General features: G+C 59.2%; 13 protein-coding genes. 2 read left to right on the top strand and 11 right to left on the bottom strand.

Translation table 11 applies throughout. The annotated features are described in order from the left end of the window. Nucleotides 1-233: 233 nt before the first annotated feature. From ACW9HX_RS00755 to ACW9HX_RS00795, 9 genes are all read right to left on the bottom strand, one after another. Nucleotides 234-1,592, bottom strand: a complete 1,359-nt coding sequence (locus ACW9HX_RS00755; RefSeq protein ID WP_457379076.1) for a TolC family outer membrane protein — start codon at nt 1,590-1,592, stop codon at nt 234-236. A gap of 2 nt (nt 1,593-1,594) precedes the next feature. Continuing rightward, nucleotides 1,595-2,944 carry an HlyD family type I secretion periplasmic adaptor subunit gene (locus ACW9HX_RS00760; protein ID WP_457379077.1) on the bottom strand — a complete coding sequence of 450 codons (1,350 nt, stop codon included), beginning with the start codon at nt 2,942-2,944 and terminating at the stop codon, nt 1,595-1,597. Next, nucleotides 2,941-4,725, bottom strand: coding sequence for a type I secretion system permease/ATPase (locus tag ACW9HX_RS00765; protein ID WP_457379078.1), 1,785 nt, complete (start codon nt 4,723-4,725; stop codon nt 2,941-2,943). The genes ACW9HX_RS00760 and ACW9HX_RS00765 overlap by 4 nt, the downstream gene beginning before the upstream one ends. A 204-nt stretch (nt 4,726-4,929) precedes the next feature. Then, a complete protein-coding gene (locus tag ACW9HX_RS00770) occupies nt 4,930-5,358 on the bottom strand; it encodes an AprI/Inh family metalloprotease inhibitor (protein WP_457379079.1) in 429 nt (142 codons plus the stop codon). Nucleotides 5,359-5,451: 93 nt separating this feature from the next. Then, on the bottom strand, nt 5,452-6,915 hold the full coding sequence (locus ACW9HX_RS00775; RefSeq protein WP_457379080.1) for a serralysin family metalloprotease: 1,464 nt from the start codon (nt 6,913-6,915) through the stop codon (nt 5,452-5,454). A gap of 403 nt (nt 6,916-7,318) precedes the next feature. Then, nucleotides 7,319-8,404, bottom strand: coding sequence for a polyamine ABC transporter substrate-binding protein (locus tag ACW9HX_RS00780; RefSeq protein WP_457379081.1), 1,086 nt, complete (start codon nt 8,402-8,404; stop codon nt 7,319-7,321). A 56-nt stretch (nt 8,405-8,460) separates the two neighbouring features. Beyond that, nucleotides 8,461-8,805 carry a cupin domain-containing protein gene (locus ACW9HX_RS00785; protein WP_457379082.1) on the bottom strand — a complete coding sequence of 115 codons (345 nt, stop codon included), beginning with the start codon at nt 8,803-8,805 and terminating at the stop codon, nt 8,461-8,463. Between the two features lie 30 nt (nt 8,806-8,835). Next, nucleotides 8,836-10,242: an NAD(P)/FAD-dependent oxidoreductase gene (locus tag ACW9HX_RS00790; RefSeq protein WP_457379083.1), complete on the bottom strand. Its 1,407-nt coding sequence runs from the start codon at nt 10,240-10,242 to the stop codon at nt 8,836-8,838. Between the two features lie 51 nt (nt 10,243-10,293). After that, the gene (locus ACW9HX_RS00795; RefSeq protein WP_457379084.1) at nt 10,294-11,109 is read right to left on the bottom strand and encodes a helix-turn-helix domain-containing protein; all 816 of its coding nucleotides are present in this window, start codon (nt 11,107-11,109) and stop codon (nt 10,294-10,296) included. A 263-nt stretch (nt 11,110-11,372) separates the two neighbouring features. Between ACW9HX_RS00795 and ACW9HX_RS00800 the strand changes: the two genes are divergently transcribed. After that, nucleotides 11,373-11,645, top strand: coding sequence for a DUF1652 domain-containing protein (locus ACW9HX_RS00800; protein ID WP_038367758.1), 273 nt, complete (start codon nt 11,373-11,375; stop codon nt 11,643-11,645). 59 nt (nt 11,646-11,704) lie between these two features. On the opposite strand, the gene ACW9HX_RS00805 is transcribed toward ACW9HX_RS00800, so the two are convergent. After that, complete coding sequence (locus ACW9HX_RS00805) at nt 11,705-14,179, bottom strand: UvrD-helicase domain-containing protein (RefSeq protein WP_457379085.1); 2,475 nt, start codon at nt 14,177-14,179, stop codon at nt 11,705-11,707. 279 nt (nt 14,180-14,458) lie between these two features. On the opposite strand from ACW9HX_RS00805, the gene ACW9HX_RS00810 reads away from it, so the two are divergent. Further along, a complete protein-coding gene (locus tag ACW9HX_RS00810) occupies nt 14,459-15,154 on the top strand; it encodes a pirin family protein (protein ID WP_457379086.1) in 696 nt (231 codons plus the stop codon). 62 nt (nt 15,155-15,216) lie between these two features. Here the strand turns inward: ACW9HX_RS00810 and pgm are convergent, their stop codons facing one another. Then, on the bottom strand, nt 15,217-16,863 hold the full coding sequence (pgm, locus tag ACW9HX_RS00815) for a phosphoglucomutase (alpha-D-glucose-1,6-bisphosphate-dependent) (RefSeq protein ID WP_457379087.1): 1,647 nt from the start codon (nt 16,861-16,863) through the stop codon (nt 15,217-15,219). Nucleotides 16,864-16,870: the final 7 nt, after the last annotated feature.

Here is a 16,870-nt window from a genome sequence, read left to right on the forward strand (position 1 = left end):
CAACGTCGGGCCACCCCAAACGCCTCATCCACCCGAGCCAGATCCTGCTCGCTCAGGGTGCCCGTGCGGGAGCTGACCAAGGTGTCTTGCGTCATGCATCGACCTGAAAAAAACAGTCGACTATGGATTCGGTAACGCTCGATCAGGTCGATGCATTTCATAAATATCCCCCAATCGGTCCCCTCTCCCTCCGGGAGAGGGTTAGGGTGAGGGCCATTCCCAAGCCCTGCACATCAACGTCGGGCCACCCCAAACGCCTCATCCACCCGAGCCAGATCCTGCTCGCTCAAGGTGCCCGCGTAGTAATGCAACTTGGTCCAGGCCATCAGGTAGTCGTAGCGGGCCTGGGCCAGATCGCGGCGGGTCGTAAACAGTTGTTGTTCGGCGTTCAGCGCGTCCAGATTGGTTCGCTCGCCACCGAGAATGCTTTGCTTGGTCGAGACCACCAGCGCTTCGGCCGAGGTCAGGGCCTTCTGGTAGGCGCGCAGTTTGTTGACGCCGGACAGACAGGCACTGAACTGGCGACGCAGTTCGATCAGCGTTTCGCGGGTCTTGCCGTCCAGCTCGTATTCGGCCTGCTCCATGTTGCGACTGGCCTGACGGGTCGATGCCGACACCCCGCCACCGGCGTACAACGGCACGTTGACTTCGATGCCGATGGTGTTGGTGTCGTAGCGCTGGTTATAGGTGTTGCCGCTTTCCGATTCGTTCTGGCGCATCGAAGCGTAGGCACTGACTTTCGGCAGGTGTCCGGCGCGGTTGCGCTCCACTTCATAACGGGCCACTTCCACGGCCTGACGTTGTGACGCCAGGTTCGGGTTATTGCTGATCGCCAGTTCGTGCCAGGTGTCGTAGTTGGCCGGCATCAACGCGAAGGTCTGGAAATTCTGGTCCAGGGGCGCCAGGTCAGTGATGTCCACTGCTGGCACACCGACCAGCGCACCCAGCTCACGCAGCGCGGCATCCTGTTCGTTGCGGGCCTCGATTTCCTCGGCGGTCGCCAGTTCATAGCGCGACTCGGCTTCGAGAATGTCGGTCCGTGTGCCTTCGCCCTGTTTGAACATGTGCTCGTTCTGCTGGAACTGCTGCTCGTATGCCTTTTTCTTGGCCTGGGCGATGTCGATCTGATCCTGAGCGAACAAGGCCTTGGTGTAGTTGTCGAGCACTCGGACCAACAGCTCCTGGCTCTTGCCCCGGAAGTTCTCGTCGGCAAACAGCGACTGCGCCACACCTTTGCGATACGCGGCGTAGGCCTCGTAGTCGAGCAACGGTTGTTGCAGGGTCAGGTTGGAGCCGTAACTGTTGTAGTTGCGGTTTTCAGTAAAGTTGCCGCGATCGGTAAGTTGCGTAACCTTCGAGGTGTTGTGGCCCTTGTTGTAGTTGTAACCGACTTTCGGCAACAGCCCGGCGCGGCCAATGGCCCGGTTTTCAAGGCCTGCATCGCGTTCCTTGATCGCGCCGAGGAACACCGGGTCATTGCGCAACGCCTGTTCGTAGATCTCGAACGGCCCCATGGCCGCCACCGCACTGTTGCCCGCGAGCAGCGCGAACGCTGCCGCCAGCATGGAAAGCTTATTCATACAGCCGAACATCCTTATTCTTCAGTCAACGCGGAGCCGGCCCGGTCGAGCAGCGGTTTGAACAGGTAGTTGAGGAGAGAACGTTCGCCAGTGCGCACGAACATTTCCGCCGGCATGCCGGGCTTGATCACCAGGCCGTTGAGCTTCTCCATGGCCTGATCGCTGACGCTGCTGCGCAACACGTAATACGGCACGCCGGTTTTCTCATCGACCATCTGGTCGGCGGAAATCAGACTGACTTCGCCGGGAACACGCGGTGTCTTGCTCTGGTTGAAGGCGGTGAAAAGGATGTCCACTGGCAGGTGCGTGCCGACCTTGTCGATCAGGTTGATCGGCAGGTGCCCTTCCACTTCCAGGCGCGTGCCTTGCGGAACGATTTCCAACAGGGTTTCGCCCTGACGCACCACGGCGCCTTCGGTGTGCACACCGAGGTTGACCGCGACACCGTCCGACGTCGCCACGATCTCGCTGTGTTGCAGATCGAAACCTGCGGAGGTCAGTTGCTCGGACAGGGTGACGCTTTTCAGCTGCGCATCGGCCAGCTGGGTGCGGACTTCCTTCTGGTATTCCTCGCCGTGCTGTTGCAGTTTCAGGCGCGACTCAAGAATGCCCTGCTCCACACGACCGCTTTCGCCGGTGTTCTCAGCCAGTTGCTGTTGCACTTGCGACAGCTGACGCTGGTACTCCATCAAGCGGTTGCGCGGAATGTAGCCGTTGTCCGCCAGGGGTTGCAGATTGCTCAACTGCTGTTGCAGGGAGTCGGCCTGGGCGTTGAGATCGGTACGCGCACGGCGCATGCCGGCCAGTTGCGAAGTGGCGCCTTCGATGCTGGCGCGCAGTGCGGCCTGCTCGCGGGAATAGGCTTCACGGCGACTGCTGAACAGTTGGCGCTGACCTTCCAGCACCAGGGCCAGACGCGGATCCGCGTTGTCGCTCAGTTCTGCCGGAAACGTCACCTGCTTGAGGTTGTCGCGTTCTGCCTGCCAGCGCGCCAGACTGGCCCAGGCCATGCGGTACTGGGCTTGCAGCGATTGCACATCGGCGGCGACCTGGGTCTGATCGAGGCGGAACAAAGGCTGGCCCTGCTTCACGATCTCGCCTTCGCGTACCAGAATCCGGCTGACCACGCCGTTGCTCATCGATTGCACGGCTTTGCGTTTACCGGAGACCACCACCGTGCCCTGCACCGGAATCCCTTGATCCAGCGGCGCCAGTGCAGCCCAGGCAAAGAAGCTGCCGGCGCCGGCCAGTGCCAGAATCCAACCCATGCGGGCGAAGAACTTCGCGTCGCGCTCCGGACGCTCAGTGACGTAGGCCTCTTCCATGGTCGCTTCGTTTTGAGTATTCATGCTCGCGCTGCTCATACACCCGAGTTCCTTGTCGAGGGCTGGTACTGCCGGCTCATGCTGAGCCCGCCCGGTGCCTGCGCGTTTTTTTCAGTTTGTTGTGGCTGTTGCGCCTGGTTGCCGGAAAGTGCCTTGAGCACGTCATGGCTCGGGCCGAAGGCTTGCAGACGACCATCGTTAAGCACCAGCAACTTGTCGGCTTGAGCCAGTACCGAAGAACGGTGCGTCACCAGCACCACCGTGGTGCCCTGCGCCTTGAGTTGCACGATGGCGCTGGACAGTGCGGCTTCGCCGACGGTATCGAGGTTGGAGTTCGGTTCATCCAGCACCACCAGGCTCGGCGTGCCGTACAGCGCACGCGCCAGGGCCACCCGTTGTTTCTGGCCGCCGGACAGGCCGCTGCCATCCTCGCCCAGTTGCGTGTCGTAGCCTTGCGGCATGCGCAGGATCATTTCGTGTACGCCGGCCTGTTGCGCGGCGGCCACCACCTTCTGCGGGTCAGCCTCGCTGAAACGCGCGATATTTTCGGCGATGGAGCCGCTGAACAACTCGATATCCTGTGGCAGGTAGCCGATGTACGGGCCGAGATCATCGCGGTTCCAGCGATGAATGTCGGCACCGTCCAGGCGTACCGTGCCACCGAGGGTTGGCCACACGCCGACCAGTACCCGCGCCAGCGTCGACTTACCCGAGCCGGAAGCACCCAGCACACCCAGCACTTCACCGGCCGCCAGATTGAAATTGACCATGTGCAAGGTCGCGGCGCGCTGCCCGGGCGGGCCGGCACTGACTTGTTCGAAGGTGATCTGGCCTTTCGGTGCCGGCAGAGCCATGGCGTCGTCGCTCGGCGGAAAGGCCTGCAACAAGGAATCGAGACGACGGTAAGCCAGCTTCGCCCCGCTCCACTGTTTCCACACGGCAATCAACTGATCGATCGGGCTGAGCACCCGGCCCATCAGGATGGAGCCGGCGATCATCATCCCGGCGGTCATGTCGCCCTTGATCACCAGCAAGGCACCCAGGCCCAGCACCAGCGATTGCAGGCACAGGCGCAAGGTCTTGCTCAGCGAACTGATGACTGCACCGGTGTCGCTGGCCTGGTTTTGCAGGCCGAGGAACCGCGAATGCACCTGGAACCAGCGTTTACGCAGCGAGCCAAGCATGCCCATCGCCTGAATGGTTTCGGCATTGTGCAGGTGGCTGGTGGCCAACTGGCTGGATTTTTGCGAATAACCGGCGGCTTCGCCCAGCGGCTTCTTGGTCATGTATTCGTTGAGGCACGCCAGGGCGATCAACAGCAGCGCGCCGGCGGTGGCGAGAACACCGAGCCAGACGTTGAACAGATAAATCACAAACAGATAGACCGGAAACCACGGCGCATCGAAGAACGCGAACAGCGCGGGCCCGGTGACGAACTGGCGAATGTGAGTCAAGTCACCCAGGGACTGGCCGGCGTTACCCTCGCCCTTGAACAGATTGCGCTCGAACGCGGCTTGATAGACCCGCAGGTTGAAACGACGCTCCAGTTGGCTGCCGATGCGGATCACGATGAAGCTGCGCACCACTTCCAGCAGGCCGATGAATGCGAAGAATCCCACGACCATCAGCGACAGCATCGCCAGCGTGGTTTCGTTTTGCGAAGACAGCACTCGGTCATAGACCTGAAGCATATAAATAGAGGGCACCAGCATCAGCACGTTAATCAGTGCGGTAAAGCATCCGACGCTGATCAGAATGCTCTTATAGTCACCCAATGCCTTGAATAAGGGAGCGGTGGCTGGGGCCTTCGCCATCTTCATTGATTATTCCTGAAATGATATTCCTCGCCGTTCTTGGCGAGACTTCAATTAATAGCCCACACACCGGGCGGGACATACACCGCCAGTCTCTGCTTACACTTCAATAACAACTTTCGCGATTAAACCTGGCGTTCGTGTTATTCAAAGGAGGCTTATAACTGAAACGGGGTGCCTTATATTTAAACTGTGAGTCGGTTCCGATGATCAAGGCTGTTTGGCAGCTCGCTTGAGTGTAATCACCAGGCCTGACTTCAAAGTGCTCAGATAAAGCCCATCACGTTGTCGGCTGAAAAACTGGATTCTTGAGCCTTCCTTGCCGGTGATCGAAAGACCGTCCGGATCGGGAAACCAGCCGATGGCGCTGTCCTGCAGCCATGCGCTCAGACAGTCGGCACCTTTGCCCAATGTCTGGTTGGATTCAAGATCGATCAGGCAAGTATTGGACGGTTTGTCCTGCAGCGCCTGGGCCTCGGGAGCTTCGTTGCGGTCGCTCAGGGTCGCTTGCCACTGTCCGGAAAATACCGATGGGTCTTCGAGTCTCAGGCTGCTTGCCATAGTTGTTTCTCCAGAAATCATCATCAGCATCGGCAACAGATAAGCCGCCGCTTTGCGGGTAAAAGCGAATTGGATCATAGGAAATTTCACTCCGGCGAGTAGCCTTGCTTACCAGCCAAGGCGATGCAAGTGAAGAAAGCGGCGCATCACGCGCCGCTTTCCCGGTTCACATCACGCCACGATGTCGCTGAGCGCTGCCTGGCCAACGGTGCTGACCTGGAAATCAGCCACGCCGTGCCCGGAGAAGTCCACCGAGAGCAGGCTGTTGCCGCCCGAGGTGGTCAGGATGGCATCGCCCGCCGCACCGGTGAAGGAACTGACAAAGTGCAGGCCTGCGCCTTTGGTGATACCGGTCAGGTCGATTTTGTCGAGACCGCTGACAAAGTCGAGAATCTGATCGATTGCACCCGGCTTGGAGTCGGAACTGGCTGCGAACACAAAGGTGTCCGAACCCGAACCGCCCCACAGCTTGTCGGCACCGCCGCCGCCCCAGATGATGTCGTTGCCGGCGCCACCCTTGAGTTCGTTGGCTGCGCTGTTGCCGATGATCAGGTCGTTGCCCGAGCCACCGATGGCGTTCTCGATGGTGACGCCCTTGGCGATGGACACGTTGCCCACCAGGCCGCCAACGTCGGAGAACGAGGCTTCATTGAGGTTGATCTTCTGGTTCTGGGTGAAACCCGAGAAGTCGAAGGTATCCTTGCCGCCCGCATCCCACACCGAGAACACCAGCTTGTCCGTTGACGAGGACGCACTGAGGAAGTCGCGACCAGCGTTGGAGTTGAAGCCGTAGGTGGTATCACCGGTACGGGTGGTCAGGTTGGCGCCGTAAAGCTTCTGGATTGCGGCGATGTCATCCATCAGCGGGCCCGAGGCATAAGCTTCGACGCCGCCCTTGCTGAAGTTCTGGCTGGTGTTGCTTTCACTCCAGTAACTCATGAGGCTGTAGCCGCGGGTGTCTTGCCCGTAGGAAGCGTCATTGTAGGTCGGGTTGCCAGTGCCGGCGTTGTAGTCGCCAGGGTGAGACAGGCCCAGGGTGTGGCCAATTTCGTGGGTCAGGGTCTGACGCCCGTAGTTGTTCACGCCCGGAGTTTTGTTGACATCGTATCCACTGCCGGTCAGGTACCAGGATTGACCGTCATAACCTGGCTCGGTGCCTGGCAGGAAAGCAAACGCCGCCGCGCCTTCCTGGCCGCCGCTGTAGTTACCGAAGGTCATGTGGCCGTCGCCACCCTTGGCTGCTTCGGTAAATGTCACGTTGGCGACGTCGGCCCAGGATTGCATGGCGAGCACGGCCTGGGCTTTCTGCAGGGAGCTGAACTGACTGAAACCGGTGACGCCCAGGCCGCTGAAGTTGGCGGTTTTGGACGTCAGAAAGGTGTAGGTCAGCTCGATCTTGCCGCTACCGTCGAGGTCGTGCCAGGAGGCACCGTCTCGCAGCAGTTGGGTCGCAGCTTGATCCACCGAGAAGGAGGGTTTGCCATTGACCGTGAGGTTGCCGCCACGATCGTATTGATGGCTGAAGCTATTGATCTGGTTGAACGCCGAACTGGTCGCTGCCAGTGGTTGTGGCGCCGCGCTCAGCTGGAAAGCCTGTTCGGCGGTATCAATAGCATTAGCTTTTACTTTCGACATAAACACACTTCCTTGTTTAGCAATGGAACAGTTTTTGTCCGATAGCGACAACCTCTGGCGAGATTGTCCTATCACTCGCCCAATGAAGGCGTAAGAAACCTGACACAATTTGAAATCTAACGTCTAGCGTTTTTTTGAGATCAAATTGAACTATTCCGGAAAAGTCCCGTAAACAAAGCGCGTGCCGCTGGAAGAATGTTGTAAGTGTGGTGAGTTTGCCTAATTGTCTGACGATTTCTTATTTAAATATTAAATATCGGTAAGTTGCTTTTTGTTAGGCGCGTCTCACTTTTCTGCACTTTATTAGTGCGGTGCCAGCGAAGTGATATCAAACAAATAAACATAAGTTGCAGGCCTCATATGCCGCTGTCGGAGCGGGGAAAAACCCGCTCCGACAGATTTTTCAGCTGCCGGTGCGGATCTTGTTCCAGACGCGAGTGCGGATCCGGTCGATGTTCAGCGGCATGGCCTCCAGCGCGAACAATTTGCCCATCATTTCCGGGCTCGGATACACCTTGGTGTCGTTCTTGATGGCCGGGTCGATCAGGCTGTCGGCCTGCTGGTTGCCGTTGGCGTAATGCACGTAGTTGCTGATGCCAGCCATGACGTCCGGCTGCAACAGGTAGTTCATGAAGGCGTAACCGGCCTTGGCGTCCGGCGCATCGGCGGGCATGGCAACCATGTCGAACCAGATTGCAGCGCCTTCTCTGGGAATCGAATAACCGATATCGACACCGTTCTTCGCCTCCTTGGCGCGGTTTTCCGCTTGCAGGATGTCGCCGGAGAAACCGACCGCCACACAGATATCGCCGTTGGCCAGGTCGCTGGTGTACTTCGAGGAATGGAAGTAGCTGACGTACGGCCGGACTTTCATCAGCAGGGCTTCAGCTTTTTTATAGTCCTCGGGATTCTTGCTGTGATGCGGCAGCCCCAGGTAGTTGAGCGCTGCTGGCAGCAATTCCGGGCCGTTGTCGAGGATTGCCACGCCGCACTTCTGCAGCTTTTCCATGTATTCGGGCTTGAAGATCAGATCCCAGGAATCTACCGGCGCGTTGTCGCCCAATACCGCCTTGACCTTGGCGATGTTGTAGCCGATGCCAGTGCTGCCCCAAAGGTACGGGAAGCCATGCTCGTTACCCGGATCGTTGGTCTGCAAGGCCTTGAGCAATACCGGATTGAGATTCTTCCAGTTCGGCAGCTGACTCTTGTCGAGTTTCATCAGGGCCCCGCCCTGAATTTGCCGCGCCATGAAATGGTTGGACGGAAACACCACGTCATAACCGGATTTGCCGGTCATCAATTTGCCGTCGAGGGTTTCGTTACTGTCGTAGACGTCGTAGGTAATGCCGAGACCGGTGGCCTTTTCGAAGTTTTTCGCGGTGTCCGGCGCGATGTAGTCGGACCAGTTGTAGACCTTGACCGTTTCCGCTGCCTGAGCAAGGGAAGCGGCGAGCATCAAGGGGGCGAGAGCGAGGATCTTTCGGGTCATGGATCGATTCCTGTATTGGCTATTGTTGTTGGCAGGCAATCAAAAGGATCAAGCAATCAGAAAATCAGGACGTAGGTCTTGCGCACGGTCTCCTGAATGTCCCAGATGCCGAGCGTGTTGGCTGGCAACATCAGTGCGTCGCCACCTTGTATGTGCAGGATTTCGCCGCCATCGTCCGGAGTGAACGTGCAGCGCCCGGAAATGAAGTGGCAGAACTCCTGAGCGGTGATCTGCCGCCGCCAGCGGCCGGGCGTGCATTCCCAGACCCCGGTTTCGACGCCGTCGTCGCGCTCGACGCTGGTGGTCGACGCAATCGCCACCGGTGTGCCGAGCGGCACCGCCACGGGGTTGGACTCGTCCAGTTGCAGCGTGGCGGTGTTCTTGAATTGGGTGATGCTCATGGCGTTACCTGTCTTTTAGTAAAACAACATTCAGTGCATGAAACCTTCCATGAACCCGGCCACCCGACTGGCCAGCTTGCGCCGCCAGGGCGCTGTCGCCGGGTTGGCCAGGGTCTGGTCTTCGTGGACGAAGCTTTTGATGATCGCGTTGTAGCCGAGCCAGCGGCACGGTTCCGGCTCCCAGGCCCGCAGCGCATGGATCCCGCCATCCGGCAGCACCCAGGGTTGATGCACCAGTTCGGTATCGCGCTCGAGAATCAGATCGGCCAGGGTACGACCACCCAGATTGGAGGCGCCCACACCCTCCCCTCCATATCCGCCGGACAGCGCGATGCCATTGGCCCGGTCGCAGAGCATGTGCGGTTTGAAATGCCGGGACATGCCGAGGTTGCCGCCCCAGGCGTGGGTGATCGTGGTGTTTTTCAGTTGCGGGAACAGCTCGCCGAACAGATAACGTCGCAGTTCCACTTCATCCCGGGTCAGATCAAAGTTGTGGCGCAACTGGCCGGCGAACTGATAGCCGCCACGGGCGCCGAAAATCAGTCGGTTGTCGGCACTGCGCTGGCCGTAGGTAACCTGACGACTGAACTCACTGAAGGCCTGACCACGATTCAGACCGATTTCGTCCCAAGTCGCTGCCGACAACGGTTCGGTTGCGACGATCAGGCTCTGCACCGGCAATTGATAACGACCCAGCGGCGGCAGCGTCACCGAATAACCTTCAATCGCGGGAACGATCCAGCGACTGCGCACGCTGGCCTTGTCGGTACGCAGGCTTCCCGCCTGCCAATGGGTTACCGGGCTGTTTTCGTAGATCTTCACGCCCATGCCTTGAACGGTTCTGGCCAGACCGCGCACCAGTTTTGCCGGCTGAATGGTTGCCACATGCGGAGCAAAGATACCGCCGTAAGGCTTGGCGACGCGGATCTGCTGAGCCAGTTGCTCGGGATTGAGCCAGCGGTAATCGTCGTCGGTCAGGCCTTGTGCATGCAGTTTGTTCAGATAATCACGCAGGCTGGTTTCCTGCTCGGGATAGCGCGCGGCGCAGTACAGCACCCCGCCCTTGCGGTAATCGCAGTCGATGCCCTCGCGTTCGAGCACGACTTCCACTTCATCAGGAATGCTGTGCAGCAGATCGAAAGAAGCGTGGCGCTGTTGTGGCGAGAGGCCCGCGAGCAAACGATCCTCGCCCAGCAGATTGCCCATCAACCAGCCACCGTTGCGGCCGGATGCGCCAAAACCGGCGGTTTGCGCTTCGACGATGGCGATGTCCAGGCCTGGCGCGTGTTTCTTCAGGTAGTACGCGGTCCACAGCCCGGTGTAACCGGCGCCGATGATTGCCACGTCGACGTCCAGGTCTTGCCCAAGCGACGGGCGCGCGGTGAGCGGCTCGTCGAGTTGGTCCATCCACAAACTGATAGTGCGCCACGCCGGCATGCAAGACTCCGCCAATCCAGGTTTCGATGGCGTCGATCCTAGTGGCTGACCTCAGGGACTGTCTTGCGCGCGTGTCCGCAAAGAAATTTGCTTGGCGTAAGCCTTGGGCGACTGGCCGGTGTGCTGGCGAAAACAGCTATAGAACGCCGAGATCGAGTTGAATCCGGCAGCGAACGCCAACTCATCGATGCGCAGTGGCGGCGTGGCCTTGTCCAGCGATTGCAGCAAATGCTGGAGCCGTGCCTGATTGACGTAACGATAGAAGCTCTGCCCCAGCACCTGGTTCAGCAGATAGGAAATCTGGTTACGGCTGTAACCGCACTCCTTCGCCACGCGTTGCAGATCCAGTTCGGGATCGAGGTATGGCTGCTGACGCTGGAAATACTGCTGCAGGTCTTCGGCCATGAAACTCAATTGGCGTGGTGACAGGCCCAATCGGCTCGCCGCCGGACGCTGAGTCGGCGCCGCCGCACTTGAGCTCTGCTCGCGGACCAATGACGCATATTCATTTACCCGCCAGATTTTTGCGTCCTTGACGGTAATCGCTTCGCTGGAGCGGAACGACACCAGACCATTGCCGCCGCGCAGAGTCACTTCGTATTGAATGAACGCCGTGTTGCCGTCGATGCGGATCCGGTCGCAATGCTCCAGCGCTTCGTCGGACTCACGGGGCATGCTGACGCGAACGTACTCGCGCAGTTCGTCGAGGCCGAGCACGCGGTTCTGGAAGAAGTCGTTGTACTGGATGTCCGGATGGTAAAGCGCCATGACGCCATCGAGGTCCCGGTGTTTCCAGCACAGGTGATAGCGCATGACCGTTTCGGCCGTGGCCTGGGTCTGCTGCGGGCCGTCATCATCGGCGTGCATAAGGGCCTCTTGGAAAAAGAACCGAGCTTGCCCAACTTCGGGCGCTGCATCAACAAGCCGGTGGCGATGGCATTTTGGCGACGTTTACGTCGGCCGTGACTTACATCAAAAAAATCCCTGCAATCGCCAAATGGCCTGAAAATTCTCACAGGTTTTTCACATCCAGATGCTACTTTTAAGGACAGTCATCGGTTGAGCCAATGAAGGCTCTTCCCACCTACCATGAGCAAACGGAAGCGCTCGATGAAGAAGGCGGGCAACACATGAATAAAGGGTCAAGCAAGGTCACGTTCCCCAATGCCTGCCAGCTGATGCGCTGGCATTTTCATCCTATGGGTTTCGAGGCCACGATGGACGCGCCGGGCAGCATGATCGCTCGCCTGTTCGATCGGGCCAGCGGCGAAACCATGATTGCCATCGCCGGCATTCCCTGTGCCACGGTGATGAATGCGGCGGATGTTGAACGAATAATCGAAGCGGTTGAGGATGAACTGGAAGCTTTCGTTCCTCCAGAGTCGCTCAGGAGTTACGCCTAAATTATTGATAAAAAACAAAAAAGCCCGCTGCGTGCGGGCTTTTTTTGTGGGCGATCGGTTCAGGCGGTTTTCTTTTCCGGTCGGTGATCGACGAAGAACGGCTTGCCCTTGGCGACTCGGTCGGACGCTCGCGGCATGTTCACTGCCTGGGTGTCCTGCGGTTCGACGTACCAGTAGCAATGGCTCACAGCCCGGGTGATACCGACATAAGCCAGGCGCAGGATTTCGTCCTTTTGCGCCGTGTCGTAGGGCTCGTTGTCCCCGGCCTTGCCCAGCCCGGCCAAGCGGTAGACCTGATTTTTATATGGCGAACTGGTGAGGTGCTGACAGTCGCCGAGCAGGAACACCGCGTCGGCCTGCAAGCCTTTGGCGCTGTGATAAGTGAGCTGCTTCAAGCGCCGGGACTCGTAAGGCAAGCTCGAATCAACATTAACTACTGAGCGAATATACTGTTCTATCAATGACTTATCGCTACTTTTTCGATAAAGCATCAAGATCGAATCGCCGTTCCTGTAATGCTCCGCCAAGCGCTGGCCGAGCGCCTCGTCGTCGCGTTCCAGTACGTTGACCGGTTGCAGCGGCTTGTCCTCGCCACTGGCCTTGGCCTTCTTGCCGGGAATAGCCGGCGCGGCACGGACGATATGTTCGGCTGCATCAATAATGTGCTGATGGCTGCGATAGTTGTCGCTGAGCATTACCCGTGTGGTGCTCGGCGATGAAAACTCCTTGTTGAACTCCATGAAGTAGCTCGGCGAACTGCCGCGCCAGCCGTAGATCGACTGCCAGTCGTCCCCCACGCACAGCAAGGATGAACGCTGCGCGCCGCGCCCGACGTGCATGGCCGGGCCACGGCTGCGAATTTCCGCGAGGCTGGCTCGAATCCACGAGACGATCTGTGGCGATACGTCCTGAAATTCATCGATCATCAGGTGCGACATGGGGCGCAGCAGTTCATCGCTGAGCAGTTTGAGGTTTTCCGGCGAGTGCTCGCTGAACAGCGCGAACATACGGTTGTAGGTCATGACCGGCGGCTTTTGATCGAGCAAGTGATCTTCCAGCGCGCGCCAGAACAGGCTCAAGGCCTCGAAGAAAAACCGGTCGGGATCATCCTTGGCGAAACTCATGCGGCCAACGGCGTCTGGCACATCCAGGCCCAGGTTCTCGATGAAGCCTGCGGCGGCGACAAAACAATCCAGCAATGGCGCGGATGCGAGCTCGCCCTTGACCTTGTAATCGAAGCCCGGCCCGGCACTGGCATCACCTGCCAAGGTGGCCAGAACACGCTTTGACGACTCATAGCTATCCAGCCAAATCAATGGCTTACGACAGAAAGCTTGAAACAGGGTGCGCTTTACCGCCCACTCTGCGCGAACCGTCAGCTTGGCATTGGGACGGCAGACTTGTGGATTTTCCCGCGGATCGAAGCCCAGGATGACCCAGGCATCGAGACTCGGAATATAGCCATGACAGTGAAAGGTCGCACCGTTGATTTCGAAGGTCTGACGGTTCGGCTCGACACCCTTGATCGGCCAGGCACCGGCGCGAAACCACAGGTCTTCGATCACGTCGCACAGCTCTTCATCGCGCTTGGCGGCCAGTTCGGTTACCGCCATGCGTTTTTGCACGTCCGGGTGATCGCGCTCCAGCTCCTTGAGTTGCAAGGCATGTCGGGACAGTGGCTGGATCAACTGGCGGAAGCGGTCGTTGTCCGTGTAGAGGCGGTGATAACAGGCATTGAGCTGCTGACGCTGCGCGTCATTGATCCGCAGATCGAAAGGATTGCTGTCGACGTCATCGTCCCCGCCCTGAGGCCGGAGGCTGAGGTTTTCGAAGGCTTGCAAGCGTTCAAACCCCGGCAGGCTGCGAACCATCGGCAGAATGCGTGAGTGGAAAGTGCGCACCAGATCCCGTGCGGCTTTCTGGCTCAGGGAATGCCCCCAGAGGGCAAACAGCTCGATCAGCTTGCCGATGAAGTCCTTGCGCGATTCCCGGGTAAAGGTCACCACGGTCATCGAGTACAGCTCAAAGCCCAGATAATGCGTCAGCAGCAGAATGCGCAGTACCAGTGTCGTCGATTTACCGGCCCCCGCCCCGGCGATCACTGACGTTGAAGGCGTGTCACTGAAAATCATCTTCCATTGCGCCACGCTCGGCTGAGCATGCGCCGGCAGCAAGCGGGCAACGTCTGCCTTCATGCGTTTCTTCAGTTCGGCAGTCAGCGGCAGGCGCCAGTCATCGAACAGGTGATTGTCGATACCCGGTGCGCGATGCTCTGTACTGCGACTATCGCGGATCAACAGGACCTGACGGCCCTCTTCCAGCCCCTCAGCCTTGCCTTCCTTGTAGCCGTAATCGAACCCCGCGGTGTGACCGCTGCGAAAGCCATCGGCCTGGCCGTGCAGCCACGAAGCCCGATGCTGCGCGCGCAGTTGCGTCAGGCCGTGCCCAAGGAAACGCGCCGCCAGGCGTTTGAACCACGGCATCTCGGCCAGGGGACGAAGTTCGGGAGGAAGATCGGGGGTGTGTTGCGCCACGCTGACGGACTCCAGGAGGTGAGGCTGTTGGGGGCTATGGTGTCTGCATTTGCCCTTGAGTTCTAGCGAAATGCTTACAGGTCATTGAGTTAGGCGATGAACTGAAGGCTGCGTGAGAGCGCTTCGAGCTTTTTCATATCAATGCTTTCGATTGGAATGCAGCACTTTTTACGCTTTTTATCGATTGTTGGCTGATAGATGATGCCTGCCATCAATCACCGGTCTCGCTTCGTGGCTCCGGCCGAAACGCCCCATGACGAACCTTTTGAGGAGAAGATCATGCTTGAACTCAGACCCTTCAGCTCGCTGGGCGGCGCCCATCACGGCTGGCTGGATGCCCATCACCACTTTTCGTTCGCCGAGTACTACGATCCGCAACGCATGAACTGGGGCAACTTGCGGGTGTGGAACGACGACATCATTGCACCGGGTACCGGTTTCCCCACTCACCCGCACCGGGACATGGAAATCATCACTTACGTGCGTGAAGGTGCGATCACCCACCAGGACAACCTGGGTAACAAGGGCCGCACTGAAGCGGGTGACGTTCAGGTGATGAGCGCCGGCACCGGGATCGCCCACAGTGAATACAACCTTGAAGCGACCGCTACCAAGATCTTCCAGATCTGGATCATGCCGACCGAAACCGGCGCCCCGCCTTCGTGGGGTGCCAAACCGTTTCCCAAAGGCGAGCGCGAAGGCTTTGTGACACTCGCCAGCGGCAAGGACGGCGACGATGAGAGTCTGCGCATTCGCGCCGATGCGCGTTTGGTGGCAGCGACGATCAAGGCCGGCGAAACCGCCGAATATCGACTCGACGCCGGACGTCGCGCCTACCTGGTACCGGCCACGGGTGTGATTGAAGTCAACGGCTTGCGTGCGCAAGCTCGAGACGGTATCGCGGTGAGCCATGAGCCGGTGTTGACCGTCACAGCGATTGAGGACAGTGAAATCGTGCTGGTGGATCTGGCCTGATCGGCTGAATGACGGGCAAAAAAAGGGCGACCCAACGGTCGCCCTTTTTTATTCAGCGCAGATTACTTCGTGGAAATTGCACCATCCACCAGGGTTTGCGCTTCGGCCACCAGTTGCTTGAGGTGGTCGTCACCGATGAAGCTTTCGGCGTAGATCTTGTAGATGTCTTCAGTGCCCGAAGGACGCGCGGCGAACCAGCCGTTTTCGGTCATCACTTTCAGGCCACCAATGGCCTGATCGTTGCCAGGGGCCTTGCTGAGGATGCTCTGAATCTTCTCGCCCGCCAGCTCGGTCGACGTGACTTGCTCCGGCGACAGCTTGCTCAGCAGGGCTTTCTGCTCAGGGTTGGCCTTGGCGTCGACACGCACCGAGAACGGTTCGCCCAGTTCATCGGTCAGCGCGCGGTAGGCCTGGCTCGGGTCGCGGCCGGTACGGGCAGTCATTTCTGCGGCCAACAGGGCCGGAATCAGACCGTCCTTGTCGGTGCACCAGACGCCACCGTCCTTGCGCAGGAACGATGCGCCGGCGCTTTCTTCACCGCCGAAACCCAGCGAGCCGTCGAACAAACCGTCGGCGAACCACTTGAAGCCGACCGGCACTTCGTACAGACGACGGCCCAGACGCTTGGCCACGCGATCGATCAGGCCACTGCTGACCACGGTTTTACCCACGGCCGCGTCGGCGCGCCATTGCGGACGGTTCTGGAACAGGTAGTCGATCGACACCGCCAGATAGTTGTTCGGCGCCAGAAGACCGCCCGACGGGGTAACGATGCCGTGACGATCGTGGTCCGGATCGCAGGCGAACGCGACGTCGAAGCGCTCTTTAAGGCCGATCAAGCCCTGCATGGCGTGGCTGGACGATGGGTCCATGCGGATCTGGCCATCCCAGTCGACCGTCATGAAGCGGAACGTCGAATCGACGTTCTTGTTCACCACGTCGAGGTCCAGACTATAGTGCTCGGCAATGGCCGACCAGTAACGCACCCCTGCTCCACCCAGCGGATCGACACCCAGACGCAGTTTGGCACCACGGATGGCATCGAAATCGATGACGTTGATCAAGTCGGCGACGTAGGTGTTGACGTAATCGTGACGATGCGTGGTGGCGGCTTTCAACGCCTGCTCGTAGCCGATGCGTTTAACGCCGGCCAGTTTGTTGGCCAGCAGCTCGTTGGCCTTGGCTTCAATCCACTTGGTGATGTGGGTATCGGCCGGGCCACCGTTGGTCGGGTTGTATTTGTAACCACCGCTTTGTGGCGGGTTGTGCGACGGCGTGATGACGATGCCGTCAGCGAGGCCGGTTGTGCGGCCGCGGTTGTAGCAAAGAATGGCGTGAGACACCGCTGGCGTCGGAGTGTATTCGTCGCCCTCGGCAATCATCACGGTCACACCGTTGGCTGCCAGCACTTCCAGGGCACTCGCCCCTGCCGGAGTCGACAGCGCGTGGGTATCGATGCCGACAAACAGCGGGCCGGTGATGCCCTGGGCTTCGCGGTACAGGCAGATCGCCTGGCTGATGGCCAGAACGTGCCACTCGTTGAAACTCAAGTCGAAGGAGCTGCCACGATGCCCGGAAGTACCGAATGCCACACGCTGGGTGGAAATCGAGGCGTCGGGTTGACCGGTGTAATACGCCGTTACCAGTCGCGGGATGTCGACCAACAACTCTGCCGGTGCCGGTTTGCCCGCAAAAGGACTGAGTGTCATGCAAAAC

It is taken from the genome of Pseudomonas sp. SDO52101_S400, assembly GCF_054071635.1.